The organism is Nonomuraea sp. NPDC003754 (genome assembly GCF_053605785.1).
The window spans coordinates 1-25,676 of sequence record NZ_JBSGJX010000025.1; the positions used below are offsets into that span (position 1 = coordinate 1).

At 70.4% G+C, this 25,676-nt stretch carries 15 protein-coding genes; 6 read left to right on the forward strand and 9 right to left on the reverse strand.

What is annotated here, in order from left to right; all coding sequences use genetic code 11:
- Nucleotides 1-58 precede the first annotated feature (58 nt).
- From ACWEVS_RS27805 to ACWEVS_RS27815, 3 genes are all read left to right on the forward strand, one after another.
- Entirely contained in the window at nucleotides 59-10,756 is a 10,698-nt protein-coding gene (locus tag ACWEVS_RS27805; RefSeq protein ID WP_452553988.1) for a hypothetical protein, read from the forward strand.
- Nucleotides 10,753-11,052: a hypothetical protein gene (locus tag ACWEVS_RS27810; protein ID WP_452553989.1), complete on the forward strand. Its 300-nt coding sequence runs from the start codon at nucleotides 10,753-10,755 to the stop codon at nucleotides 11,050-11,052. The genes ACWEVS_RS27805 and ACWEVS_RS27810 overlap by 4 nt, the downstream gene beginning before the upstream one ends.
- Nucleotides 11,053-11,128: 76 nt before the next feature.
- Nucleotides 11,129-11,695 (forward strand): hypothetical protein, encoded by a 567-nt coding sequence (locus ACWEVS_RS27815; protein WP_452553990.1) that lies wholly within the window; start codon nucleotides 11,129-11,131, stop codon nucleotides 11,693-11,695.
- Here the strand turns inward: ACWEVS_RS27815 and ACWEVS_RS27820 are convergent.
- Nucleotides 11,692-12,972, reverse strand: a complete 1,281-nt coding sequence (locus tag ACWEVS_RS27820) for a hypothetical protein (protein WP_452553991.1) — start codon at nucleotides 12,970-12,972, stop codon at nucleotides 11,692-11,694. The two genes, ACWEVS_RS27815 and ACWEVS_RS27820, sit on opposite strands and share 4 nt — an antisense overlap.
- A gap of 2 nt (nucleotides 12,973-12,974) precedes the next feature.
- Nucleotides 12,975-13,391, reverse strand: a complete 417-nt coding sequence (locus tag ACWEVS_RS27825; RefSeq protein WP_449923280.1) for a hypothetical protein — start codon at nucleotides 13,389-13,391, stop codon at nucleotides 12,975-12,977.
- Between the two features lie 113 nt (nucleotides 13,392-13,504).
- Here ACWEVS_RS27825 and eccB point away from each other — a divergent pair, with 113 nt between their 5' ends.
- Nucleotides 13,505-14,938: a type VII secretion protein EccB gene (gene eccB / locus ACWEVS_RS27830; RefSeq protein WP_452553992.1), complete on the forward strand. Its 1,434-nt coding sequence runs from the start codon at nucleotides 13,505-13,507 to the stop codon at nucleotides 14,936-14,938.
- A 15-nt stretch (nucleotides 14,939-14,953) separates the two neighbouring features.
- Here the strand turns inward: eccB and ACWEVS_RS27835 are convergent, their stop codons facing one another.
- The 6 genes from ACWEVS_RS27835 to ACWEVS_RS27860 form a co-directional block, all read right to left on the reverse strand.
- Nucleotides 14,954-15,712, reverse strand: coding sequence for a WXG100 family type VII secretion target (locus ACWEVS_RS27835; RefSeq protein ID WP_452416007.1), 759 nt, complete (start codon nucleotides 15,710-15,712; stop codon nucleotides 14,954-14,956).
- Entirely contained in the window at nucleotides 15,709-16,743 is a 1,035-nt protein-coding gene (locus ACWEVS_RS27840) for a hypothetical protein (protein ID WP_452553993.1), read from the reverse strand. Before ACWEVS_RS27840 ends, ACWEVS_RS27835 begins: the two co-directional genes overlap by 4 nt.
- A 77-nt stretch (nucleotides 16,744-16,820) precedes the next feature.
- Nucleotides 16,821-18,161, reverse strand: a complete 1,341-nt coding sequence (locus tag ACWEVS_RS27845; protein WP_452553994.1) for a hypothetical protein — start codon at nucleotides 18,159-18,161, stop codon at nucleotides 16,821-16,823.
- Between the two features lie 2 nt (nucleotides 18,162-18,163).
- The gene (locus ACWEVS_RS27850; RefSeq protein ID WP_449923293.1) at nucleotides 18,164-18,544 is read right to left on the reverse strand and encodes a hypothetical protein; all 381 of its coding nucleotides are present in this window, start codon (nucleotides 18,542-18,544) and stop codon (nucleotides 18,164-18,166) included.
- A gap of 62 nt (nucleotides 18,545-18,606) precedes the next feature.
- A complete protein-coding gene (locus ACWEVS_RS27855) occupies nucleotides 18,607-18,912 on the reverse strand; it encodes a WXG100 family type VII secretion target (RefSeq protein WP_354908732.1) in 306 nt (101 codons plus the stop codon).
- A gap of 24 nt (nucleotides 18,913-18,936) precedes the next feature.
- Entirely contained in the window at nucleotides 18,937-19,401 is a 465-nt protein-coding gene (locus tag ACWEVS_RS27860) for a WXG100 family type VII secretion target (protein ID WP_449923916.1), read from the reverse strand.
- 205 nt (nucleotides 19,402-19,606) lie between these two features.
- Here ACWEVS_RS27860 and ACWEVS_RS27865 point away from each other — a divergent pair, with 205 nt between their 5' ends.
- Nucleotides 19,607-20,026, forward strand: a complete 420-nt coding sequence (locus ACWEVS_RS27865; protein WP_452553995.1) for a hypothetical protein — start codon at nucleotides 19,607-19,609, stop codon at nucleotides 20,024-20,026.
- A gap of 68 nt (nucleotides 20,027-20,094) precedes the next feature.
- On the opposite strand, the gene eccD is transcribed toward ACWEVS_RS27865, so the two are convergent.
- Nucleotides 20,095-21,594: a type VII secretion integral membrane protein EccD gene (gene eccD / locus ACWEVS_RS27870; RefSeq protein WP_452553996.1), complete on the reverse strand. Its 1,500-nt coding sequence runs from the start codon at nucleotides 21,592-21,594 to the stop codon at nucleotides 20,095-20,097.
- Nucleotides 21,595-21,730: 136 nt separating this feature from the next.
- On the opposite strand from eccD, the gene eccCa reads away from it, so the two are divergent.
- Entirely contained in the window at nucleotides 21,731-25,663 is a 3,933-nt protein-coding gene (gene eccCa / locus ACWEVS_RS27875; RefSeq protein ID WP_452553997.1) for a type VII secretion protein EccCa, read from the forward strand.
- Nucleotides 25,664-25,676: the final 13 nt, after the last annotated feature.

Consider the following 25,676-nt stretch of genomic DNA (forward strand, 5'->3'; position numbering starts at 1 on the left):
CCCGGCGTCGCGGTCGCCGGGCACGGCGGCCGAGCGGCAGGCCGCGGCGGCCTCGGCGGTGCACGCCGCCGAGGTCTACGGGTTGCTCCTCGACGAGACGGTTCGGGCGCGTCGCATCGCGATCGGCCCGCCGGAGGTGCTCGCCGCGCAGTTGCGCCGCCTGGGCGCCACCTACGAGCAGCACTACCGCCGGGTCGCGGCGCAGGAGCAGTCGGCCGGCGCCCGCGGCGCCCAGGACATCCTCGCGCTGTACGCCGACCTCCGCGGACATCTGACCGCCCGCCAGGCCACCGCCCTGACGCTGCGCGCCACCGTCGAGGCGCTCGGCGGGGTCGTCGCCGCTCAGCGCGCGACGGTACGTGCCTACAACGAGTCGGCGGGCGGGGCGTACGCCCTCGCGGCGGACGCCCTGGCCAGGAGCGACCTGGACGGCGCGCGGACGTGGCAGGCCACCGCGGCGGATCTCGGCCGGATCGGCGAGCTGCACGAGGGGGCCGAGCGGCTGGCGATCGCCGCGCGCAACGTTCTCCGGGAGCTCGACGGCCTGCTGGACGACGTGATCACGGGAGTTCCCGTCGACCACGTCACGCTGGCGGCCCACGCGGACGCGGCCACCGCGGCCCTGAGGACGTATCAGGAGGCCGTCGCCGCGCTGCCGCCCGCGACACCGCCCGCTCTCCCCCGGCTGTCACAGCCGCCGTTCAGCCCGCTGGCGCAGCTCAGGAGGGAGATCCACGAGGAGGAGAGGGCGCTGGAGGTCGCCCGCCAGCACAACCTCGAGCTCGGCCTCGAGCACCGGCACAACGCCTGGATCGCGCGGGAGAAGGTTTTCGAGGCGTTGCACCAGGCGGCCCTTCACGGCCGGAACCTGGACGACAGCGCGCCCGAACGCACTCGCCGGGCTGAGCTGGACGCCATGACCGCGTTGTCGATCGCCCAGCACCACACCCGCATGGCCGAGCGGTACGAGGCCGCCGCCGCGGCCGCCGACCACGCGCTCGAAGCCGCTTATGCCACGCTCGCCGCCCTGAACAGGGTGAACAGGCCGGACAAGCCCAAGACGCTGCAGGTCGAGTCCGCCATGCACGAGCTGAGGAGCCGGAGGGACGCCTACGAATCGGCGAGCCGGGCGGTGCTGCCGTCGGCGCACGCTCTGCTGGCGAGCTACGCGGCGGGGCCGATCGCCAACCTGCCCGTGCTGACCGAGCTGGTCAACGACATGCTCAGGCAGGAGGGGGTGGCCACACAGCTCACCCAGGAGGAGCTGAGGTACGCGATCCGCCAGGCCTTCCGCGGCGTGGTCTCGGAGGACGGCCTGCTCCTGCGCCTGAACGTGGCCACCGGCACGGAGCTGCGGATCAAACTGACGCTGGACGACCTCATGGAGGTGGCCAGGCCCGGCGGCACGCACTCCGAGACCATGTACGGCCGGCTGAGGCAGGGCGGCGGCAGATCGTCCGTGACCGGTCGGATGCCCCGCGGGCTCGACTTCGACCGGGACCTGATGGATACCGTCAGGGGGATGCTGCGGTTCCTGCCGTTCGAGACCGCCCGTCAGATCGCGGAGCACGGCGTACTGAGGCTCAGGCTCGGCTGGGACGACGGTCGCTCCGTCACCACCTCGGCCCAGAACAACTGGGTGGGCGGCAACGTCGAGGACAACCGCGGCATGGCCGCCATGTTCAGCGCCAGGGCGAGCTGGGAGGTGGAGCTGCGCACGGCGTCCGGCCACTCGGTGACGCGTGAGCTGCCCGCCGACAGCGAGTCCGCGCGGCAGAACGTGTGGATCGCGCACGCCTACCTCACCGACCCTCCGAAGCCCGTCCTCCAGCTCCCGAAGGAGGAACGGCAGCAGACTCCCTTGCCCGAACACGTCGTCACCGGCATGACCGGCCTGATCACGCTGGCCGACGACGCGGTCCGGCTGATCGAGGAGGCCGGGCTCAGGCTCAGTCCTGTCGCCCGGAGCCAGGTCCTCACGACGTTCACCGAGGATCTGCCCAGTTACCTCGGCGAGGCCGTCAACAATCCGTCGGGGCTCCGCCGGACCATCACCGTGCACGGCCGGGCCAGGGCCACGGTGACCGTACGCACCGCCGTGCTTCCCGGGGGCACCCTCGTCGGCGGCACCGTGAGGCAACGCCAGGAGCGGCATCGGACCGGATCCTCCATCGCGGGCCAGAGCCGTTCCAACAGCCACGACAAGGGCCTCGGAGCGGACGTGGGCGCCACCACGAAGTCGCACGAGCAGCAAGCGACCCCCGAGCTCGTCGTGAAGGGCACCTTCGGCGGCAACCTGGACCGAGCGGGTTCCACGAGCACCAGCGAGACCGCGGCGTCCCTCCATCCGGGCGTGCAGGCATGGGATGGCCAAACCCAGAGCTATCTGCTGAACATGGTCCACACGGTGACGATCCAGGTGGACGGGCAGCCACCGATCACTCTCGTCTCCGACCCGAGCACCGGACTGTTCCGCATGACCGAACCGGATGCCTACCGCTACGGACTGCCGGTCGACACCAAGGCGGAGATCGGGCGGAACGCGGACGGATCCATCGTGCTCCGCGGCGACCCCGTCAAGGTCGCCCCGCCCGGGAGAACCGGCGTGCTGCCCACCTGGCTCGGCAGCGATCCGGGACAGACCCGCGGCGCGGGCCCGGCACTGGTTCAGCAGGTCACCGGCATGAACCAGGTCCGGGCCCAGGTCGAGGACTATCTGCGTGACAAGGGCGTGTTGCCCAAGCTCAAGAACGGCGTCCCCGACTACTCCATGGACCCGTGGCTCAGGGCGAGTCAGATGGCCAACGAGCAGCTCGTCGCCGAGCAGTTCTCCGCGGAACGCCTGGAGACCGATTATGACCAGGCCGCCCAGGAGGGCCTGCTCATCAACCTGGTGCACCACAGGACCGGCCTCACGGCCGAGCACTACACCCTGCGCATCAAGCTGGAGCAGGACTTCGACAACGCCGTCTACGAGGGGGTGTCGACCGCCGAGCGCGTGGTGACGCTGGACATCGGCTCGGACACCTACACCTCGGCCCGGAACCAGGGCACGTCGGCCGGGCTCGGGATCCACGGCGAAGCCGGGCTGAAGAACGCGCCCGGCGGAGTCGGAGGATACAGCGGCGGCCTCGACGCCGGCCGGGGCAGCTTCGGGGAGCACACCACGGGCAGCACCGTCAACCAGGTGAAGCTCATGGAGGGCCTCGGGCAGACCGCGGTCTTCCGCGTCCCGCACACCGTCCGCGTCGATCGGCTGACCGGCCCGAACCTCATGCAGACCGTGGCGGAGGGACAGACCGGCGACGCGCGGGTCCTGCTTCCCGCCGATCTGCTCCCTCTCGCGCCGTCCGCGGACGGGCACCCCAGGCCGGAGAGCCCGCGTCATCCCACCTCGGAGCGGGCGTTCCGGCTGGCCACGGTCGCCCACCTCGACGTCGGCGACATCGCGACGGCCGCCGCGAACAAGCTCGCCAAGTCGCTCGGCCGCGACTCCCCCGAGTTCCAGCACCTCGCGGCGTTCTTCAACGTACGCGGGCTGATCAGCCACCGCGAGGTGTTCTCCACCGGTCACCGGACCGGGGTGGACACCCGGACGGCGGCCGGGGCGGCCCGGCACCAGCCGGTCTCCCTCCACCTGAGGCGGGGCGAGTCCCGATTCCTGTCCGCCACGGACGTGCTGGTCGGCGACATCAACCTCACGCTCGGCTCCCACAGCAGCTCCGGCCGGCAGTCCAGGCCCCGCAGCGCAGGGGGCGGCCTGAACGTGCCGGTCACCACGAAGGGGGGCACCGACGAGGGCGCGGGGGTCTCATGGGGACGGACGACCGCACTCGAGCAGAAGATCATCGCCGGTCCCGAGCGGCTGGGCATCGACACGGGCAAGCAGTACGCCTTCGTGATGGACGTCACCCCCGAGCTGACCGTGGGCTCCGGCGCCGACGCGAGGACGACACAACCGGACAAGGGCACCGTCGTCTACCTGCTCGCCGAACGTGACGCGCTCGACCTGTACGCGAGCGGCGAGGTGCGGCTGCCCCTGCACCAGGTCGCCGACGCGGCCGAACGGCTGATGAACGGCAACCTGAAGCTCAGCCGCCGGGTCGCGGTCAGGTTCATGGACCGGTACCTGCAGGACCTGGCGCAGGCCAGGGCCGAGTCGCCGGGCCTCACCGCCGTGCCCGGTGTCCCGCTCACCTCGGAGCACAGCGTGGGCAGGGCGCTCGCCGCGCTCCTCGGCATGTTCCCCACCGACAGGCTGGTCGACCTGATGCCGCCCGGGGTGCCGCCTGGACGGCCCGGCGAAACGGACTCCGAGACCATCGAGCGCATGCTGCGCCGGACGGAGTTCCATCCTCACGTTCTGGACAACCTGCGAGCCGCCGCCCTGCGGCTGGAGAACGGCGAGGTGGCCGCCGCGCTCGCGCCGACCTACCAGGACGCCATCGGCATGAGCACCGTCAAGGGGGTAAGCCTCCATCCGGCGAACAGGCCCGGCAGCGAGGTGGAGCTGCTGGAAGAGATCGTGGCGGCGGTCGAGGAGGTGGCTCCGGGCGCGCTCGACCAGGACACCGCCCTGTGGCGCGCGCTGACGAACGACTTCTCCGGCAACACCTGGCTCGGGAAGATCGACAGCATGCTCGACCCGGACTCGCCCCCCGCCGACTACACCGTCAGGGTCGGCAGGGACGCGGAGGCGCTCGAGATCACCGTACGGGCCGAGCTCGGTGAGGACGCGCGGTATCGGGGTGAGGTCTCCGACTACGGGCAGATCCTCCAGCTCTACACCATGCTGGAGGACAACGCCTCCGAGTCGGCGGCGTTGACCGGCAGCGCCGGCTTCAAGGGGTCGGAGAGCACCGAGGCGGGCGCCGCGGGCACCGACCTCGGGCACGGCAACACGGGCGCGAGCAACATGCAGCAGACCCGGATCCAGCGGGTGGCGGCGTCCGATGGCACGAGGGCGGAGGTGCGCCAGGGCATCAGGCTCGTCGTCGAGGTGCGGCGGGTGGGCAAGGGCGAAGCCCCGCGCCGGGCCGCCCGCAGACAGTTGTCCGGCACCATCGACCGGATCATCCCGCCCGGCATGGTCACGCACGCGGGCGCGGCCACCGCGCCGGCACCCGCCGTGGCCGATCCCCGGCCCTTCCCCGTGCCGGAGAACTTCGCCGTCGAGAGCACGCGGGCGCCAGGACTCGCCCAGGCCGTCGAGCAGCGCCTGAAGGCCGCGCTGGGCCTGGAGCTCACCCGCGAGGGCTCCAAGGCGCTCGCCCGGCTCCTGTCCGGCAACGGCAGGAACGCCCTTTTCGAGCGCATGACGGCCAAGGACGGGTTCATGGTGCTCGAACTGCCGATGCCGGGTGGCCGGATGGTGCGCGTCCGCGTCGGAGCGGTGTTGTCCGACCCCGTGGTGATGGCCCGAGGTCACGTGAACCAGGAAATCGGCCAGGTCGACCGCAGGCAGTGGAGCACCTCGGCGAGCTCGAACCGAGCCCGGCCGCTCCCGCTCGGGATCACCGTCGGCAGCAACGACCAGAACACCTGGGTTCCCGGCGATCCCGACATCGGCATGAGCGCCGGCTACCGGGACCAGGCCGGTGACGGCTCGTCGGTCAGCGGCGGCAACCGGGACGAGACCAGCGTCTTCGAGAAGGCCCGCAGCAGCTCGGTCCGGTTCCGGGTCGACTACGACGTGCGCTTCGAGGTCTGGTCGAATCCGGCCACCGACCAGCGGCCGTCGCGGACCATCGTGGAGCAGCGCATCGCGACGGGCGACGTCGACACGGTCGTCCACGACCACGTGTTGCGGGCGCTCGCGGCGCAGGCGGAGAACCCGCGGGCGGCCGTCCCTCCCGCGGATCGACCGGCGCGGGACGTGCCCGGCCCGCCCGTGTCCCTCGCCGACCTGGGCGTCGACGACCATCACAGGCTGGCCGCCGAGCTCGCCAGGCGGCCGGGCCCCGTCCATCTCGACGCCGACCTGGCCGCTCCCCCGTACGGGCAGCTCAGGCAGGCGCAACTGGCCGCCCGAGAGCTGAACGCGGAGGTCAGGGTCACCGTTCACCTCCCGGGCGGCCCGCCCAGGACCTACCTCGCCACCCCCGACGGCCGGCTGGCGGCGCAAGAGATCGACGGAGGATTCGGGCGGCGCTTCTCCGGCATGCCGTCCGCTCTGATCGCGGTGGCCGAGCAGCACGGGATCGACCTGCACGCGCTGCACGAGCGGACCAGCGCGGACGGTGACACGAGCCTCGCCGAGCAGTTGCGGCGCGAACTGACCAGGCGTGCCCTGCCCCAGCCCGCGGCACCGGCGCCGGCCTGGCCGATCAAGGCCGCACCCGACGACACGGACCACAGCGGCTCCACCCACGGCTCGCCCGACCCCGACTCCGGATTCATCCCGGACGGCCGGACTGACCCGAACGACGAGGACCTCACACCCCGGGAAGCCAGGCAGTCCTTCCTCGGGGAAGTGACGCCCGAGGACTTCGGCGAGGCCATCACCGAGATCATGTGGGAGCCGGGCGGGCAACTGATCGTCCGGCACGCGATACTGGGTGAGCTGCACTTCACGGTGACGGTGGGTCCGGTCGAGGGCGGCTACCTCGGCGAGACCACGGTACGAGGGGTCACCGGCACCTCTGAAGACCCCCACATCATGACGCTGGCGCCCCGGGTCGCCCGCGACCAGGTCGCCAGGCTCGTCCTGCACGAGATCAGCGACGTGCTCCAGCACCGAATCGAAGGCGGGCACAGGCACACGCCGGGAGGAACCACGCGCGACGAGTGCGTCACCGCCCGCCGAAACGAGCTCCGCTTCCTGGAACGTAAGCAGCGCGCGGCCCTGGCGGCAGGCGACGCGGCGGCCGCGGACAAGCTGGCGGGCGAGATCACTGCGGTGGAACGCGATCTCGCCGCACGCACTCGCCCATCGCGTTCCATCGATGACGTGATCAATTGGACGGAACCCGGGGAACCGGTGGTCCCCGGCGTCGTGGGCGAACCGGAGCCCGTCGGCGCGAACGTCTCCAGAGTGACGCTCACCGACGGCTCTTCCGCGCTGCTTCTCGAGCACTCCACCCGCCAGGAGCGGGACCTGCAACTGCTGGTGACCCGGCTCGCCAACCGCCTGGGGCTGGTCGGTAGCGCCCAGGCGGCCGGTGACCGGCACATCCTGATCGACTTTACGCCCGCGGACGTCTCGCCCGGCTTCCTCGGCACCCGCGAAGCGGTGCTGGCCGGATACCTCGTCGCCGTGGCCGACATGACGCCGCTCGTCGCCGAACCCGCTCTCCATGTGCCGGCGAGCGGCACGCCACTTCTCGAACTGTTCCTTCGCGAGGACGCCTCCGGCGAGCGCACCTGGGGAAGCAACCCGCTGACCTGGCCGGACGTACGGGCGCTCAGGACCCTGCTGGAGTCCTCGCGCACCGACTTCGCCCAGCTGGACATGCTGCCCGATTTCGAGCGCATCATGGACAGGCATCGCCTCTTGGCCTCGAACGCGGCAGGTAGAGAAGACGTGGTGACCGCCGCGCCGGGCCAGAGCCTGGTCATGGCGGACATCGAACGGCTCAGGGCAATGGACGAGGGCCTGGGCCGTCTGAAGAACAACCTCCGGCATGGCATAGTGTCGCGGCGAGTATCGGCGCTGGGGTCCGTGGTCACGTTCGCCGACGGGTCGCAGGCTCTGGAGATTCCCCGCGTCGAGGCCACGGACGTCCTCGTCTTCGCCCTCGTCCGGCGGGCTCTCGGCCTCCCCGGCCCAGCGGTGCACCTCGACCGGCTCGGGAACGTCTACCGCACCTTCGGCAGCGACCGGTTGCGGGCGAGTGTGGCCACGGGCATCCAGCAAGTGATCGACGCGTCCCCGTCGCCCGGTGGCCCGACCACCGTGGTCCTCAGTGACGGGACTCGCGCGCTGCGCCGCGAGTTCCCCACCCAGGCGGCGGCAGACGAGTACGAGGCCAGGCTGGAGGAGACATCCGACGTCACGGACGGCCTGCCCCGCTCTCACCGGGCCGACCCCTTCACGGTCTTCGAAGAGATCGTCCCTCCCCCGGAGCGCACCGCCGCCGCGGAGGCCCGTCTCGCCACCCGGGCGCTCTGCACCTTCCTGAGCATGAGCAAGCCGATGAGCCACCGGACGCTGCGCCGGCTACTGGACGCCAACCCGATCCTGGTGCGGTTCGGCCAGGCCTACGACTGGGACTTTCGCGCGGGCGCGCCGGTGTTGTCAGCCCGTGACGTCACCGAGCTTGCCACCAGGTTGGAGGCGCTCCACGGCGACTTCGACAGGCTCGGCCTCGGTGACCGGCATCAGCGGATACTGAGCGCTCTGCGCACGTTCATCGGATCCGACGAAGCCACGGTGATCTCGCTGACGTTCTCCGAGGGCCCGGCCACCGCTGAGCACCGCGCGCCGGCATGGCAGCCTGCACCGGAGCCGGCTCCCGTCCTGGCCGATCTGATGCAGGGCGACCATCTGTGGCGGGTGAACGCGCGGAACCAGACCGACGTGATCTCCCGGGCCGACTCTGAGCTGGCGGAACGCCCCAACGCCCAGGGGCACGTCTTCGCCCGGGTGCCCGGCGGCGTGATCCCCGGGGATATCCAGCCCGGCGCCGAGTTCACCGTGAACACCCTGCTCGACGGCGTGGACAACGCCGACCGGCTGGGCGAAAGTCCACACGGCGTGCGAGTGACCATCCTCGCGTCCGACTATGTGCCGGTCGGCGACCTATCGGCCGATCCACATCGCGTCCTCTTCAGAGCCGGTGCCCGCTTCGCCGTGACAGCCGTGCTGACCACCGACGACGGCGAGTCGCACTATTTCCTCACCCAGCAGCCCACCGCGGACCGGACAGGACCGGTGGTCACGCCCGCCTTCGCACTCACCCCGGCACGAGCCCATGCCCTCGCGGACCAGGCCCGCACAGCGGTGAGCGTAACGACGTCAGGCGTGCGCATCCACGGCGATGGACATGAGGCCATGTACCCCTCGCCCGGCGTCGTCCCGGGCGTCTGCATCGTGCAAGGCCGTTTCTCCGAGCGTGGAACGCGGATCGACGGCCGGCTCATCGAGGCCGCGGAGATCGCGGCGCTGCTGCTGAACAGCCCCGGCCTCCAGTCGGACCAGGCGATCCTGCTGGCCGATCCGGACGGCGGAGCGACAACCTTCGCGCAGAGCCTCGCCCAGTTCACGGGCCGGGTCGTGATAGCGGCCGACGGCCCTGTGGAGACGACGTCGCTGGGCAACCTGCGCGTCGGCAACGGATATTCCTCTTCGGGGCAATTCCACATCTTCCTGCCTGGCGACACATCGGCCGCGGTCGCTGAACTGCTCGAGACCTGGCTCGCCCCCGCTTCGGTGTCCAGGCCCGACAATCCGCGCACCGTGCTCTCCACCCTCCGCCGGCGGCTACTGCGCCACACCCCGCCCCCCGTGGCGGCCAGGCCCTCCAGGGCGCCCGATGAAAGTGCCGCCCCGGTTTCCGCGCCACCGCTGAGCAGCCGGCATCGAACCCTGATCCTGGAACATCGCCACGAGGTCGTCGCGGGCATCTGGTACCGCGACGAGAACACGTTGGTGATGCCCACGGCCGATCCACGCCTGCTCCGGCTCACACCCGGCGTCATCGACGTCGCGATCGCCGGCGACGACATCGGCTTCCTCATCGGCTCCGAACGCCTCAGCGCGGCCGACCTGGCGACCATGCTCGCCCACGACCCGCGCGTGATCGGCCACCCCACCGCGAGGCTGCGCATCCTGGGCTGCGAGACGGCACGCAACCCGGCGTTGCTGCAGGAACTCGCCGACCTCACCGGCCGCTCGGTGCTCGCCGGCAACAAGCTCGTCTACATCGGCGCCGACAGGAGTCCGCACACCGCGGCCGCCCAGCGGTACAGCCCGGACGGACGACCGATCTTCCCTCGGCACGACAACGGCGAGTGGCTCGAGGCTCACCCGGCGGCGCCGACGACGGCACCTCCCAGGCCGGCCCATGTTCGGCCGCGGGAGACCACTCATCGGCGCGGCCTGCCCCCTGACCTCGTCGAAGCCGCCGTGGCGGCGGATCCGGCGAGTTGGCAGCGCCTGGGCTCGGGTGCGGACGGCACCGTGGACCTGCTCGTCCTGGCGGACGGCGCCGCCATCGCCCGGAAGACGACGATGCGCGGGCGCAAGGCCGAGATCCTCGGATCGATCGTGGGACAGCGTCTCGGCGCCAACGTTCCTGTCGTCGTCGCGCATCCGACCGACCGGAGCATCCTCATGGAGTACGTCGCCGGTCGGAAGGTGCCCAGGGGAACCGACGCGAACGTCCGACGTGGCGCCCTGCTGATCGAACTTCTCGACCTGTTGATCATCAACAATGACCGGCACCCGGGCAATCTCATGCTCACCGACGACGGGGTGGCAGGCTTCGACCACGGACGTGCCTTCGAGCTCGACGGCGGGGCGGCCGTGCCTGATCCCATTCATCTCCTCGGCAACTTCGTCGAGCGGGCCCCCGGCGGCCGGGTGACGTGGGTCGACAACCCGCTGAGCCCTCAGGACGTCGAGTTCCTCACCGAAATCGTCGTGTCGCTGCGTTCCGACTATCAGCAGTACGGCTTCCGCGCCGCCTACAACGTGGCGTTGGACCGTCTGTACCACATCGGAATGCACGCCAAGGGCGAGGTCTCGCTGATCGCCTTGCCGGCGCCCGCGCCCACCCGGGTCCAGCACCACTTCGGCGCCGACGGAGCGACGTGATCGTGATGACCCGCGAGCTCCACCGGTCAGGGCCCGCCGCCGGCGCGGTGGTGTTCCCGCACTACGGCGCCCGTCTCGTCGCCGGTGAGTTCAGCGCCGGCATTCTGCGGGACACCGAGATCATCCGGTCCTACGACGGCGAGATCACCACGGACACCGGCGGGCACATCCACGTCGGCGCCCCGGGCACGCGTCGAGCTCCTCGCCGCGCTCGTGGAGTACGCCATGGTGAAGGCCCTGTCGCCATCACCCAGTGGCACCCGACCTCGGACGACGAACGGTGGCGAGCGAGATGAGCGTACGCGTCAGGAACACTTCGGCGACCGGGGGGCCGTGCGCCGGATGCACGGGCTTCATGCAGGTGAGCGCCTCATGAGCACCCTCAAGGTGGTCGAGATCAGCTCGGACCGGATCCTCGGCACGATGACGCGGGCGCGTGACCGGCTCGAGTTCAGCTCGGCAGACGTCCAGTCCATGATCGAGACGATGGCCGCTTCGCGGAAGTGGACCCTGGCCGAGGCCTTCGACCTGCTGCGCGGCTGGAGCAACGGCTACGTGGAGATCGTGCCGACGATCTCGGTGGCCAGGGTCTTCGACGGGGTCAGGGACGGCGTGCCGTACTTCCTGCCCGATCACCCACGGGAACAGGACCCGCGGCTGGCCGACTACCTGAAGGCCGGCGCCGCCATCCTCTCGACGACAAGTCTCGACCTCGATCGGCTCGACCCGGCGCGCGGCGCGGTGGTGCCGCTCAGCTTCCGGACCGACGGCACCTGGGTCTGGACGGACACGGTCACCTACTACCTGGAGGAGCACGGCATCCGGCCGGATGAGGAGCTCTGCGCGCACATCGTCGCGCAGGGCTTCCGGTGCCCGGCGGTGGACCAGGCCACCGCCGAACGGACGCTGCGGGAGCTGCGCCGGTCCTCTTCCGGCTAACCGATCCTGCCGGAGACGGCGCCGTCCGTGTCGTCGCCCCAGACGTCGTCGTCCTCGTGGAGCCAGGTGCTGTTCTCCTTGTCCTCCGACTCGTTGGCCCCCGCCCCGGCCATCGGCATGAACGGCATGCCGCCGCCGGTCGCGGAGGCGGACCTGGCGTTGAGAGGGAGACCGCCCGGGCCGGTCAGCACGTTGCCGCCGACACCGACGCCGGGGCCGTTGCCCGTGGAGGGGTAGGGAGTGGGGCCGTTCGGGAAGGAGGTGGAGGGGTCCGGAGCCCAGCCGGCCGGGCGCTGGAAGTCCTCCAGGGTGGTGTTCGTCCCGCGGGTGTTCGGCAGGCCGCCGGTGTCCGGCGTCCCGGCGCCGGCGTCCGGGCCGGCGCCGTTGGTGTTCGCGCCGCTCCGGTCGGCGCCGTTCGGCCCCTTGCCGCCCGAGTCGCCGGCGTCGAGGCCGGTCCTGTCCGGGTAGCGGCCGTCAGTGCCGGAGCCGTCCCAGTCTGTGCCGGAGCCCGGGTAGCCCCCGTCGCCGCTGAGGGTGTCGCCGGGAAGGCCGGGCACGGCCGTGTCGCCGGCCGAGGTCTCGTCGATGCCGTCGGGGCCGGGGCCCTCGAGGTCGCCGCCCGGAGGGGTGAAGGAGCTCGTATCGACGTGATGGTCCCCGGGGTCCTCGGTCGTGTCCACCGGGGGGCCGGGAATCGTGGGAGGCTTGAGGTCGGGCACGACCTTGTGGACGTTGAACGGCCACTCCTCGTAGACCTTGCGCAGGTCGTTGTTGAGCAGCCGCAGATGCTGGCCGGCCAGCTCGTCCGACGAGCCCCACTCGTACCCCGACGAGTTCATCGTGTGGTACCAGCCGGGGATGCTGTCGTCCCAGGTGTGGTCGTTGTCGCTCCACGCCTCGGACTTGTTCTCCACGAACTCCTTGTGCTCCAGCAGCCGCCTGCCGAGCGCCTCCAGCGGCAGGCCCACCGCCTTGAACTTCGCCGCCAGCTCGCGGATAGTGGCGTGCAGGGTGCGCAGCGACTGCTGCGACTCCACTGACGAGGGCCCCTCCCAGACCTTGGCCATCGCGGTCGCCCCCGACACCAGGGCCTCGTTCATCGAGGTGAGCCTGTCGGCGGCCGCCAGGTAGGACGCCGCCGTACGCTGGATGGTCGCCGGGTCGAGCATCATGATGAGGTTCTTGATCCCCGCCACGCTGCGGCCGTCGTCGTTGACGGAGAAGGGCACGCTCCCGTTGAAGCGGATCGTGTGGTCCGCCGTCACGTTCTCAGCCATCTCTAGCCCCCGTTCGCCGCGTTCGCGCGCTTGTAGTTGCCGGCGCCGACGTCGATGAGCGCGAACGCGATCGCGAGCTTCTCGTTGACCTCCTTGTAGACCTTGGCCAACTCCTCGTGGCTCTGCCGCAGCGCCGTGGCGAAGCTCCTGCCGCCCTCCCAGTTCTTCACACCCTCAAGGTGATCGGCGAAGAAGTCCAGCGCCGGTCCGTGCTGCTCCACGTCAGGGTAGGAGCCCGGACCGCTGGTCGTGGCGGCCTGCTGCCCCGTCGGATCGCTGCCGTAGACCTCAGGCAGCTTCGCCCACAGAGCGTTGGCGACCTTTTCGAGCTCCATGGGACTGTATTCGACGCCGTCCCTGTCGGCCACCAGACCCGGCCAGCTCTGCTCCAAATACCAACCATTGTCGGTTGATGCCATGAAAGCCTCCCGCATGCGGTTGATCAAGAAGCCTACTCGCCCGCCATGCCTTATAAAAGTGTGATATCCATCCTCATTAAACAACTTTCGCGACCTGCGTAATATTGTCCGTCATGCAGACCCGAAAGGATCTCTACCAGGCGCACAAACTGATGACCCAGCGCCTGGGATTGGCACTACTTCAGGGTGAGCCCGATCTGCCCGAGTCGCCCATGCGGCGATACAACGTGGCGACGTTCGCCGGCATTCTCCTCCTCGTGCTGATCACGGCCGGATTCGGGATCTGGGGCATGCTCAGCCCCGGAGGAGCCACCAAGCTCAAGGAGGCGGGCCAGCTGCTCATCGAGGAGGAGACCGGCGCCTCCTTCGTCTACAACCAGAGCGAAGGCAAGCTCCAGCCGGTGGACAACTACGTCTCCGCCAGGCTCCTGCTGGACAGCCAGGAGATCAAGGTCCGTACGGTGTCGGCCGAGTCGCTGGCCGGCTTCGCCAGGGGGCGCAAGATCGGCATCTCGGGCGCGCCCGACTCGCTGCCCAAGCCCGAGAGGATGGTCACATCACCGTGGACGGTCTGCGTGGTCGAGCAGCCGGACGCGACAGGAGTGCGCCGTCCGTACGTCACGCTGCTGGGCGGCATCGACGTCGGCGGCACCCCGGTGGGCGCCGACGCGCTGCTCGTCACCGACGGGCAGCAGAACTGGGTGTTGTGGAACAACTACCGCATGCTCGTCGAGAACCCGCGCCGGCTCACCGACCAGGCGCCGCGCAGAGTGCCGATCACCTGGGTGAACGCCATTCCCGCCGGTCCTGACTTCGTCGCGCTCCAGATCCCGGAGCGCGGCAGGCGGGTGACGGGCCCCGGCGGCTCGCCCGCGCGAGTGGGGCAGATCTTCACCCTGGCCGCCGTTCCGGGCGTCCAGGAGCGCTGGTACGTGCTGCTCGCCGACGGCCTCGCCCCCGTCAGCCACACGCAGGCGACGCTCCTGCTCCAGGACCCGGACACCAAGATCGCCTACGGCAGGGGCCGGGTACGCCCGATCGCCGTCGACGCCGCCACGGTCAACGCCGCCAAGATCTCGGCACGGCGCGTCATGGGCGACGGGCTGCCGGTCACCATGCCCCGCTTCCGTACACCGACGGCCTCCGCGCCCTTGTGCGCGGTGTACCCCGATACGGCCCGAGGCTCGGTCCGGGCGCAGCTGACGACCGGCGCGACGCTGACCATCCCCAAGCCGCCGAGCAGCGGCAACCCCGACCGCGTCGACCAGGTGCTGCTGCCTCCCGGCGGTGCCGCACTGGCCGGTCGGCTCTCCGGAGAGGGACAGGCGGGCGCGATCCACGAGTACTCCCTCATCACCGACGAGGGCAAGCGGTTCCGGCTGGCCTCCGCCGACCTCGTGGGCACGCTGGGCTACGACGCCGCCCAGGTGACGCCGGTGCCCGCGCATCTGCTCCGGCTCATTCCCGAGGGGCCGCTCCTGGACCGCGCCGCAGCGCGCGAACCCGTCGCGGAGACGTCGGCCGGGCGGCTCGCCGGCCGCTCCTGAGCCTGTCGGCCCGGCTCAGAGGCCGCCGAGGCCGCCCTTCGTGTCCAGTTTGGGGGTCAGCGTGCCGCCCGCCACGTCGTAGTCGAGTGCGGAACTGCTGAACTCCGGCATGGCGCCGGACTTCAGGTTGGTGAGCTGGTTCGGGATGCCCTTCATCGTGGGGAAGGCCTTCCCGCTGGCCTCGGACTGCTGGACGGCCTGGTAGAGCAGGGTGGTGAGGAGGCCGACCGCGATGCCGTGCTTGAGCAGCACCTTCTTCCCCGCTTCGACGGCGACCTTGCCGACCTTGAGATCGAGCGCATAGGCGAAAGGCACGTAGCGCTGGATCGCGATCATCGCCAGGGCGTACATCATCATGAAGCTGGCGATGCCCATGAAGGTGATCGCCCCGTAGTAGTACAACTTCGCGCTCTGGTCGACGGCTTCACCAGTGGCGTTCCGCGTTGACTTGAGCGTGGCGAGGGACTGGGTGAAGTCGTTGTACGCCTGGTCGAACTGCTCGCGGGCCGCGCCCTCCCACTTGACTCCCGGGCCGCTGAGCGCGGCCTGCAACTCCTTGAGCTGCCCTTCGAGCGCGGTCAGTTCGGAGGTCAGCCCGCCGTGGTCGGTGGTGCGCCAGTTCTTGGCCGACGAGGACATCCGTCCCGGGTCGGAGACCATGAGGCCGATCATCAGAACCACGTAGTAGGCCCAGGGACGCCTGATCAGGAGTGCCGCGCCCGATGCGGTGGCGGCCGCTGCGTAGTAGAGGCCCTTGCCCTCCCCGTAGCTCACTGCTTCTCCTTGCCGATGATCTCGGGGGCGATGTCCTCGTCGTCACCCCACACGCCTTCGTCCTCCGACAACAGCGAGCCCTGCTCCCTGTCGCGCTCGTCGCTGCTCGCGCCGCTCATCGGCATCATGGGCGCCATCGGCATGCCGCTGCCCAGGCCGCCGGGCGTGCCCAAGCCTCCCTGCCCCCGCAGACCGGCGCCGGCGCCACCGTCGGAGCCCGCGCCGCTGCCGGTCGGCGAGCCGAATGCGGTTCCCTGGCGCGTGCTCAGATCGGTCAGGTTCGGGTTCGGTACCCCGTTGAGCTGCTGCGTCCTGGGATCGAACGAGGACAGGCCGGTCTTGTCCTGCGGCTCGTTGAGCGCCGAGTCGATGTCGGGAACCTTCATGTTCGGGTCGTTGCCGCCGGGCAGGTCGGAATCCGGCCGGTCGACCCCGGGCAGATCGGCGCCCGGCACGTCGGTCGTGGGCCGGTCGGTGCCCGGCAGGTCGCCATTCGGCAGGTCGCCGCCCGGCAGGTCGCCGCCCGGACGGTCCGTGCCGGGCAGGTCCGTACCGGGGAGATCCGTGTCCGGCAGGTCGCCGCCGGGCACGTCGCCGCCCGGCAGGTTCGCGTCCGGCACGGTGGGCATCTTCGGGGTCGGGACACCTCCGGCGCCCGAGTCGATCTCCTCCTCGTTGCGCCACATGCCGTAGTCCGACGTCTCGGCCTCGTGGTAGTTGGCGTCGGCCTTCTTCAGCGCGGCCTGCCAGCTCTGCAGCGCCTTCTTGCCTCTCTCCAGGGCGGCGGACTGGGCCGCGATCGCCTTGTCGTGGGCTCTGGTGATCCCGATGCCGATCGTCCCGAAGCTGGGAAACGGGACACCCATGTGGCTGGACTTGGCCCGCAGCACGTCGATGAGTGCCGCCTGGCCGTTGATCTTGCCGCTGGCCGCGTCGAGTTCTCCTACCTTGAAGGAGATGCCCGACGAGCGCTGCGGCACCTGGATGCTCGTCGGGAAGGCACCGTAGCCACCGTAGGGCTGCTGACCCATACCGCCCTGCTGTTGACCGGTCGGTTGCCGGCCCGTGCCGCTTGGCTGCTGCCCCGTGCCGCTTGGTTGCTGGTCGCTCATCCGATCACCGGGTCCGTCACGTCGTGGCTGCTGGTCCAGGCCGATCTGTCCTCCGACAGGTAGGTGGCGCGCTCCAGGTCGCCGCCCTCGTCACCCATCGGGCCTCCGGTCCCCATCATGGGCAGGAACGGCGTGCCTGACAGGCCCGCCGGGCTGCCGCCGCGCATCGCCCCGAGGCGCCCGCCGGGTGTGTACGCGCTGTTCGGTGAACCGATCACCGACGGGACGCCCGGGGTCGTGCCGGTCGGCGTCGGGGTCGTGGCGGGGATCGCCGTTCTCGGAGGATGGTTGCCGATCGTGGTCGGCGTGGTGGTCGGGGGCTGGTAGGCCGAGGTCTCGGTCCGGGCGGGGTCGGCCTCGGGAGTGGCGTCGTCGAGGTCGGTCCTGTCCTGGGCGCCGATCACCGGAGGGGCGGTGCCGTCCTCCGAACCCGCGCTTGTGCTCTGGCCGCCGGACTGTTGCCCGGATCCGTCCCCACCGCCTGGTCGCTGCCCGTCGCCGGGCTGCTCCTGGCCGGGTTGCTCAGCGGGTTGCGTCCCCGGGACGGCGCCGTCCTCGCCACCTGGCCGGACGTCGTCCTGGTGGCCGTCCGCCGCGACCCGCGTGGCGGTCTCGCCCGTGCCACCCGAGCCGCTGACGCCCGCACCGTCGGCGCCGGGATCGCCGTCGCCGAACGTGGGCCCCTGGCTCCCGCTCGTCCCCCCGTATTGGACGCTCGTCAGGTCACCACCGGGCCCGGCCGGGATCGTCACGGCGGGCAGTTCGTAGGTGATGTTGTAGGGGACCGAGGTGAGGTGCAGGTCGCGGATCTTCTCGTTGAGCCTCTTCAGGGCCTCCTGCGCCCTGAGGTCCTCGACCGCGGCGATGGCGTTGGTCTCGTCGTCGCCCTCCAGGTCGACCTTGAGCAACAACTTCTGGACCCGGACCATCTCCTGGACCTGCGGGTCGGTCTTGTCCACCTTGATGCCCTGGACCTCGGCGATGGCCGCGGGGATGTACCCCGCGTAGGCCTCCAGGCTCCGGCCCATCTCCGCGAGCTTCCTCGCCAGTTCCTGCCCTGTGGCGTACATGAGCTCGAGCGCGGTGCGGGCCCTGTCGGCGTCCGGCCCCTTCCAGATGGTGAGGATCCTGCCGGCGTGGTCCTCGATCCCGACGACCGCGTTGATGACCGCCTCGGCCGCGCTGATGTAGGTGGATCCGGCCCCTTTGACCTGATCCGGCTGGCACGTCCCCAGCAGGCGCAGGATCTCCGCCTTCGGATGGGGCTCGCCCTCGCCGGTGGGCACCCTGTCCCCCCAGATGACGAGCGTCTCGCGCTTCGAACCGCTGTCGGCCATGGTCAGGTGCTCTCGTTCCGCGTGTCCGCCTCGGCGTGGTTTCCCGCGCTCGCCTCGATGGCCGCGATGACGTTCTTGTACGCCTTGATGAACTCGGCGTGGACCTGGCCGAGCTTCTGTCCCGCGCTGTCCTTGCCCGCGGTCGCGCCGAAGGTCTTGGCGTCCGCCCATTCCCCGAACTGGGTGGCGCCGGGCTGGACGTCGATCAGAGCCCTCCCGCTGATGCCCGGCCTCTCCAGGGTCGCGAGGTTCTTCGACAGAGCCTCGGCGATCGAGCGCATCATGGAGGGCTCGTGCACCCTCCCGTCGCCCTGGAACTTCTCGGCCGTGTGCGGCTCGACGCTGAGCGGATCGGTTGGCGGTTCGGGTTCCTGCTTGCCCATCGCTTACCCCTGCAGATGCGAGATCTCGGTCACCGCGTCGCCACGGTGACCGAGGAGGCGCGTCAGTCCGTCCAGATGGCGATGTTGCGCCGCTCGGCGCTCTCGTAGTTGCCCTTGGCGATGTTGACGGCGCCGGCCGCCTGGAACAGTTGCTTGGCCATCGCCTGCTCGTGGGCGTTCCACTGGTCCTTCTTGGTGTTGAAGAACTGCTCGGCCTCGCCTTCCCAGCTGGCTGCGAGCTCCTTCTTGATGTCGGAGAACAGATCGTCCGTGGCCTTGTCGAGCTCGGTCACGATCTTCTTGAGCTCCTCGTACGCCTGCTCCATGCTGCCGAACTTGACGAATGTGTGATCATCGGGGACGGTCACTGGGATCTCCGTTGCCTCGGTCGGCTAGTTGTCGTTGACGACGTTGTCGATCCGGCCCATGAAGCCGTCCCTGGTCAGCGACCCGGACAGCTCCATGTTCTGGTCGGCGGCGTTCCGGTAGACGCCGGCGCCGATGTTGAGCCGGTCGTGGATGTCCTCGAGGATCTTGATCACAGCCTTGAACTCGACGTCCCACTCGTCGAGCGCGTGGCTGAACTTCTGGGCCGCGCCACCCCGCCAACCCTGGGTGGTCAAGTCGCCCTTGATCGTCTGAACCCGCTGACGCATGCCTTCGATGTACTGCGCGGTGTCCTGGCAGTACCCGGCAGCATTGGTCAACTGCGTCGGACTTGCTCCGTACAGTGCCACTGGACCTCCAAGTGGACATTTCCTTGTCTCGCACGGCGGTTGGTCGACGCGAATAGGGCGGACAACCTCCGCGAAACAACATCGATTCGCATGGTAACCACCACTTGCCACACTGATCACAAAGTCGCGCAAACGGGAAAAACTCTGCGCTTAGCGCCAACACTTTCTGCGCTCTGCGCTAACGACGCGAAGAATGCGGCGTCGCAAGATTGCCCCTCGGCGAATGCGGCGCGGCCCGGATGGGGCCTGAACGCTCGCAGAACCGCCACCGTCGAGCGGATCAGCCGGCCCGACGGTCAAACCCCGCGATATGGAGATGAAGATCTTGAGGTTGAAGAAGAGGACGATCGGCGCGGTCATCGTGGCCGCGCTCGGCACGACGGCGGTCTTCACCGCCACCACCGCCTCGGCCTCCGGCCGGACGACCGAGACGCCCGCCACGGTCTGCGGCCCCGGCTACTCGGTCGAGCGCCAGGCCACGTTCACCGGCGGCGTCGCCTACCTGCTCTACAACGCCGGCAAGCAGAACGCCTGCGCGGTGACGTTCAAGACCAAGGACGTGGGCACGCGCACCTTCGTCTGGTGCGCGGTGGACGTGAAGGGAGCGGGCGTGGTGAAGAACGAGGAGATCACCCCTCTGCACACCGTGCCCGTCTACCACGCCGCGCCGACCGGCTCCTGGGTGAAGTTCTCCGGCGGCACCAAGACCACCGACTCCGGTGGCGGATACGAGCGCATCAGCTGACGACCTCGTCCCCGGGCGCCGGGCGCCCTGGGACCCCCTCGCTCCGCCGCTTGGCTCGCAGCAGAGTGTCAGCCCGACAATCCGCGTACCCAGGTGTAGATCTCGAGCACGCCGGCCGCGAGCGGGAAGAGCTCGACGACGAGCAACACGTCCAGGATGTCCCCGGCCCGCCCCCAGAACGGCGAGGGCTTCCCCGACGACAGGGTCCTCCCGATGCCCACCGCCAGCAGGGCCACCCACAAGACGCAGACCGCCACGGCCAGCGCGCCGATGACCCCTCCCTTGGAGCTGAGCGCGAAGGCCACCATGGCCAGCCCCGCCAGGCCGGAGCCGACCAGCCAGATCCGCTGGCCGACGCCGGAGAACACGCGGGCCCGCATGATGAGCGTCAGGGAGAGCGCGACCGCCATGATGTCGGCGACCAACCCGTCGTGCAGTACCAGCAGCGCCTCGGCGACCAGCGCGGCCAGCCCGACAGCGGTGATCAGCCCCGTGGCGTAGTGCTGGGCGATCACGGTGCGCTCCTGGATCGCCGCCGCGTCGAGCCGCTGGTTGTCGGCGCGCAGCTCTTCTGCCGTGGTGGGCATGGCCGGCAGCGGCACCCGGGCCAGCCGGAACGAGAGCGTCGGCACCAGCGGGCTCAGCGCCAGCAACACGGCGATGGCCACGGCCGCCACTCCCGCGGGGGCGGCCCCCGACACCATGACCACCGCCGCGCAGACCGCACCGCACGTCGCGGCGACGGCCGTGCCGAGGAAGCCGGGTATGCCGTGCGAGATCGTCATCCCGGCGACGGCGGCGGCGAGCGCCGTACAGGCGAACGCGGCGAGTACATGGGGAGCGCCGACCTCGGCCATGCTCCCGCTTCCCGCGGGGGTGAACAGCCCGGCCAGGAAGCCGTACGGCAGCGCCGCGTGGCCGATCAGCGCGCCGGCCGTGGAGTCGCCCATGGCCCGCGACAGCACGGTCCCCGCGGCGATCAGCAGCAGCGCGAGCACTCCGAAGACGACCGTGCCGACCAGCGGCGGCAGGCCCGCCAGGGCCAGGCCGACGGCGCCGAGGACCAGCAGTCCCGTGGCGCCGGCCGCGCCGAGGGCCCTGCTGTGCGCCGCCGTCCACGTGCCCGGTCCGTTGCGCACGCCGGTGGCGACGACGTCGGCCACGTCATCGAAGATCGCGGCAGGCAGGATCGACTCGCGCGGGCGGAGGTAGAGGACCTCGGCGTCGAGCACGCCGAGCGTGCCGAGGCTCTGCTCCAGGTCGAGCGGAGCGCCGCCGAGCCGCTGCAACGTCCATCCCGGCGACGACGTGGCGTCACCGCCCACCTCGCCGAGCATGCGCAGCAGCCCCGGCAGCACGTGCGGCAGCGGGATGTCGGCGGGCAGCGTCAGGTCGGCCTTGCGGTTCGGACCCACGATCGTGACGTTGCACAACACCGGCAGCGGCAACGGCAGTTGCGCGAGGGCACCCTGCTGGATCGGCCCCGACTGCGTCGGCGTGGAGCTGTCGGCTCCCTCCGCAGGAGGCTGAGACTCCGGCGGCGGCGGCTTCTGAACCTTCGATCCCACGGTGCACTCCGTCCCAGAAGCATCACGGACAGCACAGAACATAGCGGGTCGCTTCTGGTAAGAACGTCGCGTGAGCAAAGTGGTTGTCCGGCGCCCTGAGCGCCGCCCCGGCCCCAAGCCACCTCGCGGGGAAGTCATGCTGGAGTCCCCGCCGGAGATCCCCGAGGTCCAGGGCCAGGGGTTCATGCTGGTGCTCGCCTACCTGCCCATGGTGGCGGGCGCCGCGGCGATGGCCCTGATGTTCACCGCGGGCGGCAACTCCAACCCGATCATGTACGTGGCCAGCGGCCTGTTCGCGGTCTCCATGGTCGGCATGACCATCGGCCAGATGGGGCGCCAGGCGGGCGAGCGCAAGCACCGGCTGAACGGCGCCCGCCGCGACTACTTCCGCTACCTCGGCCAGATCCGCAGGAAGGCCAGGCGCGCCGCCAAGCAGCAGCGCGAGGCCCTGGAGTGGAGCGGGCCCGAGCCTGACTCGTTGTGGTGGATCGCGATGGGACCCCGCTTATGGGAGCGCCGTCCCCGCGACGAGGACTTCGGCACGATCCGCCTCGGCACCGGCGTGCAGAAACTGGCCATCCAGCTCTTCCCGCCGGACTCCAAACCCGTGGAGGACCTGGACGCGCTCTCGTCCGGCGCGCTGCGGAGATTCATGCGCGCGCACTCCACGCTCTCCCGGCTGCCCGTGGCCGTCGCCCTCGCCTCCTTCGCCCGGATCCGGCTCACCGGCGACCTCGCGGCGATGCGGGATCTCGTACGCGCCGTGATCGGCCAGATCGTCGTCTTCCACTCCCCCGACGACATCCGGATCATGGTCTGCGCCGACCAGGAGCGCATGCCCCACTGGGAGTGGGTCAAGTGGCTCCCGCACGCCCTCCACCCCGACGTGGTCGACGCGTCCGGGCCGGTCCGTCTGATGGCCGAGAACATCGGCGAGCTGGATCGGCTCGTCGGCGGCGACCTCAAGGAGCGGCCCAGGTTCCAGCCGGGCGCACCCGCCGACGAGCTGCCGTACCACGTGGTGATCGTGGACGGCGGGCACGTGCCGCACGACTCCCAGCTCGGCAGCGACGCCATCCTGGGCGTGACCGTCATCGACCTGACCGGCTCCACCGGCGCCGTCGAGGAGGGCAACACGCTGCGGATGGAAGTCCAGCCGGACAACCTGCACATGGTGAAGCTCGACCACGCGGGCAAGGAACGCAAGACGCGGCTGGGCGCGCCGGACAAGCTCTCCTTCGTGTGGATGGAAGGGCTGGCCAGGCAGCTTTCCCCGCTTCGGGCCTCGTCGAGGAGCGGCGGCGACGGCGAGGACATGTTGTCGGTCAACACGACGCTCACCGACCTGCTGGGGATCAGCGACCCGCGCACGCTGGACCCGGCGGTCACCTGGCGGCCACGGGCCGGCCGTAACAGGCTGCGCGTGCCGATCGGGCTCGGCGCCGACGGCCGCATGGTGGAGCTCGACATCAAGGAGTCGGCGCAGGGCGGCATGGGCCCGCACGGCCTGCTGATCGGAGCCACCGGCTCCGGCAAGTCGGAGCTGCTGCGCACGCTGGTGCTCGGGCTCGCGGTCACGCACTCCTCGGAGATCCTCAACTTCGTCCTGGTCGACTTCAAGGGCGGCGCGACCTTCCTCGGCCTCGACTCCCTCCCGCACGTCTCAGCCGTCATCACCAACCTGGAGGACGAGCTCCCGCTGGTCGACCGCATGCACGACGCCCTGCACGGCGAGATGGTGCGCAGGCAGGAGCTCCTGCGGGCGACCGGCAACTACGCCTCGCTCCGCGACTACGAGCGGGCCCGCGAGCAGGGCGCCGACCTGTTGCCGCTGCCCACGCTGTTCGTCGTGCTCGACGAGTTCAGCGAGCTGCTGTCCACGAAGCCCGAGTTCATCGACCTGTTCGTGATGATCGGCCGGCTCGGCCGCTCGCTCGGCGTGCATCTGCTGCTGGCCTCCCAGCGCCTGGACGAGGGCAGGCTACGGGGGCTCGACACGCACCTGTCGTACCGGATCGGTCTGCGCACGTTCTCCGCCATGGAGAGCCGGGCCGTGCTGGGCGTGGCCGACGCGTACGAGCTGCCCTCGGCGCCGGGCAACGGCTACCTCAAGTTCGAGACCACCGGCATGACCAGGTTCAAGGCCGCCTACGTCTCCGCCGCCTACCAGCCCGACCCCAGGCACGTGACGGACAGCGGGCAGCCCGCGGCCCGCGAGGTCATCGAGTACGGCCGCGCCTTCGCGCCGCTGCCCGTCGTCGAGACCCCGCCGAAGGAGGCACCGGCGGAGGCGGAGGAGGGCGGCTCCCAGTCGAGCCTGCTCGACATCGTGGTCGGCCGGCTGGCGGGACGTGGCCCCGCGGCGCACCGCATCTGGCTTCCGCCGCTGGCCGAGCCGCCGACCCTGGCCCACCTGCTCCCCTCGTTGTCGGTGACTCCGGAGCTCGGGCTGTCCACGCCGGGATGGGACGGCAGGGGACGCCTGCACGCCGTCATCGGCATCATCGACCGGCCCTTCGACCAGCGTCGCGACCCGTACTGGCTGAACCTGTCCGGCGCGGCCGGGCACGTCGGCGTCGCGGGCGGCACGCAGAGCGGCAAGAGCACCGTGCTGCGCGCGCTGATCGCCAGCATGGCGCTCACGCACACGCCTCAGGAGGTGCAGTTCTACTGCCTGGACTTCGGCGGCGGCACGTTGTCGGCGCTGGAGGGCCTCCCGCACGTGGGCGGCGTGGCCAACCGGCAGAACGCCGACAGGGTCCGCCGTACGGTCGCCGAGATCTCGACCGTCCTCCAGCAGCGGGAGCGGGACTTCACCGAGCACGGCATCGATTCGATCGCCACGTACCGCAAGCGGCTGGCCGACGGCAGCATCGAGGGCGACGGCTGGGGCGACGTGTTCCTGGTCGTGGACGGCTGGCTGACGATCCGGCAGGAGTACGAGAGCCTGGAGCAGGTGATCACCGACCTCGCCGCGCGCGGGCTCGGCTACGGCATCCACGTCATGGTGACCACCAACAAGTGGTCGGAGTTCCGGCCGGGCATCCGCGACCTGTTCGGCACCAGGATCGAGCTCAAGCTCGGCGACGCCTACGAGTCGGAGGTCAGCCGCAGCGCGGCGCTGGCGGTGCCCGAAGGCGCGCCGGGACGCGGGCTCACCAAGGACGGCATGCACTTCCTGGCCGCTCTTCCCCGCATCGACGGGCTGCGCGGCGCCGACGACCTCGCCGACGGGCTGCGCGCCCTCGTGGAGATCGTCAAAGACTCGTGGGAGGGCCCGGCCGCGCGTCCCGTGCGGCTGCTGCCGTCCCTGCTCCCCGCGACCGCCTTGCCGGGCTCCGAGGAGACCGGCAAGAACCGCATCGCGATCGGCATCGACGAGGCGACGCTCTCGCCGGTCGCCCTCGACTTCGAGGCCGATCCGCACGTCGTCGTCTTCGGCGACACCGGGTGCGGCAAGTCGAACGTGCTGAAGCTGATCATGGAAGGTCTGGTCGCGCGCAAGACGCCCAAGGAAGCCAGGCTGGTCGTGATCGACTACCGCCGGTCGCTCCTCGACACCGCGGCCACCGAGCACCGCATCGGTTACGCGGTCTCCAGCGCGGCGGCGGCGGAGCTGGTGCAGGAGGTGCGCTTCGCCCTGCTCAAGCGCCTGCCGCCCGCCGACCTGACGCCCGACCAGCTTCGCGAGCGCAGCTGGTGGAAGGGTTCGGACCTCTACGTCGTGGTGGACGACTACGACCTGGTGGCCACCTCGAACAATCCCCTGCAACCGCTGGCGGAGCTGCTGCCGCAGGCGCGGGACATCGGACTGCACCTGATCCTCGCCCGTCAGATGGGCGGCGCCAACCGTGCCATGTACGACCAGGCGGTGCAGCGGCTCAAGGAGATGGCCAGCCCGGCGCTGATCATGTCGGGCAACCGGGAGGAAGGTGTGCTGTTCGGCAAGGTGCGACCGCAGCCCCTCCCGCCCGGCCGGGCCTTTTATGTGGACAGAAGGTTCGGAGACCGGCTGATCCAGACAGCTTCCTTGGAAGTGGAGGAAAACGGGACTCACCAACCTCAATGATCTCCACTATGCT

Bases quoted from the DNA above. Each gene is read 5' to 3' on its own strand.
- ACWEVS_RS27825 (WP_449923280.1), bottom strand. From the start codon at position 13,391: ATGGCATCAACCGACAATGGTTGGTATTTGGAGCAGAGCTGGCCGGGT.
- eccB (WP_452553992.1), top strand. From the start codon at position 13,505: ATGCAGACCCGAAAGGATCTCTACCAGGCGCACAAACTGATGACCCAG.
- ACWEVS_RS27815 (WP_452553990.1), top strand. From the start codon at position 11,129: ATGAGCACCCTCAAGGTGGTCGAGATCAGCTCGGACCGGATCCTCGGC.
- ACWEVS_RS27840 (WP_452553993.1), bottom strand. From the start codon at position 16,743: ATGGGTCAGCAGCCCTACGGTGGCTACGGTGCCTTCCCGACGAGCATC.
- ACWEVS_RS27845 (WP_452553994.1), bottom strand. From the start codon at position 18,161: ATGGCCGACAGCGGTTCGAAGCGCGAGACGCTCGTCATCTGGGGGGAC.
- ACWEVS_RS27820 (WP_452553991.1), bottom strand. From the start codon at position 12,972: ATGGCTGAGAACGTGACGGCGGACCACACGATCCGCTTCAACGGGAGC.
- ACWEVS_RS27850 (WP_449923293.1), bottom strand. From the start codon at position 18,544: ATGGGCAAGCAGGAACCCGAACCGCCAACCGATCCGCTCAGCGTCGAG.
- eccCa (WP_452553997.1), top strand. From the start codon at position 21,731: ATGCTGGAGTCCCCGCCGGAGATCCCCGAGGTCCAGGGCCAGGGGTTC.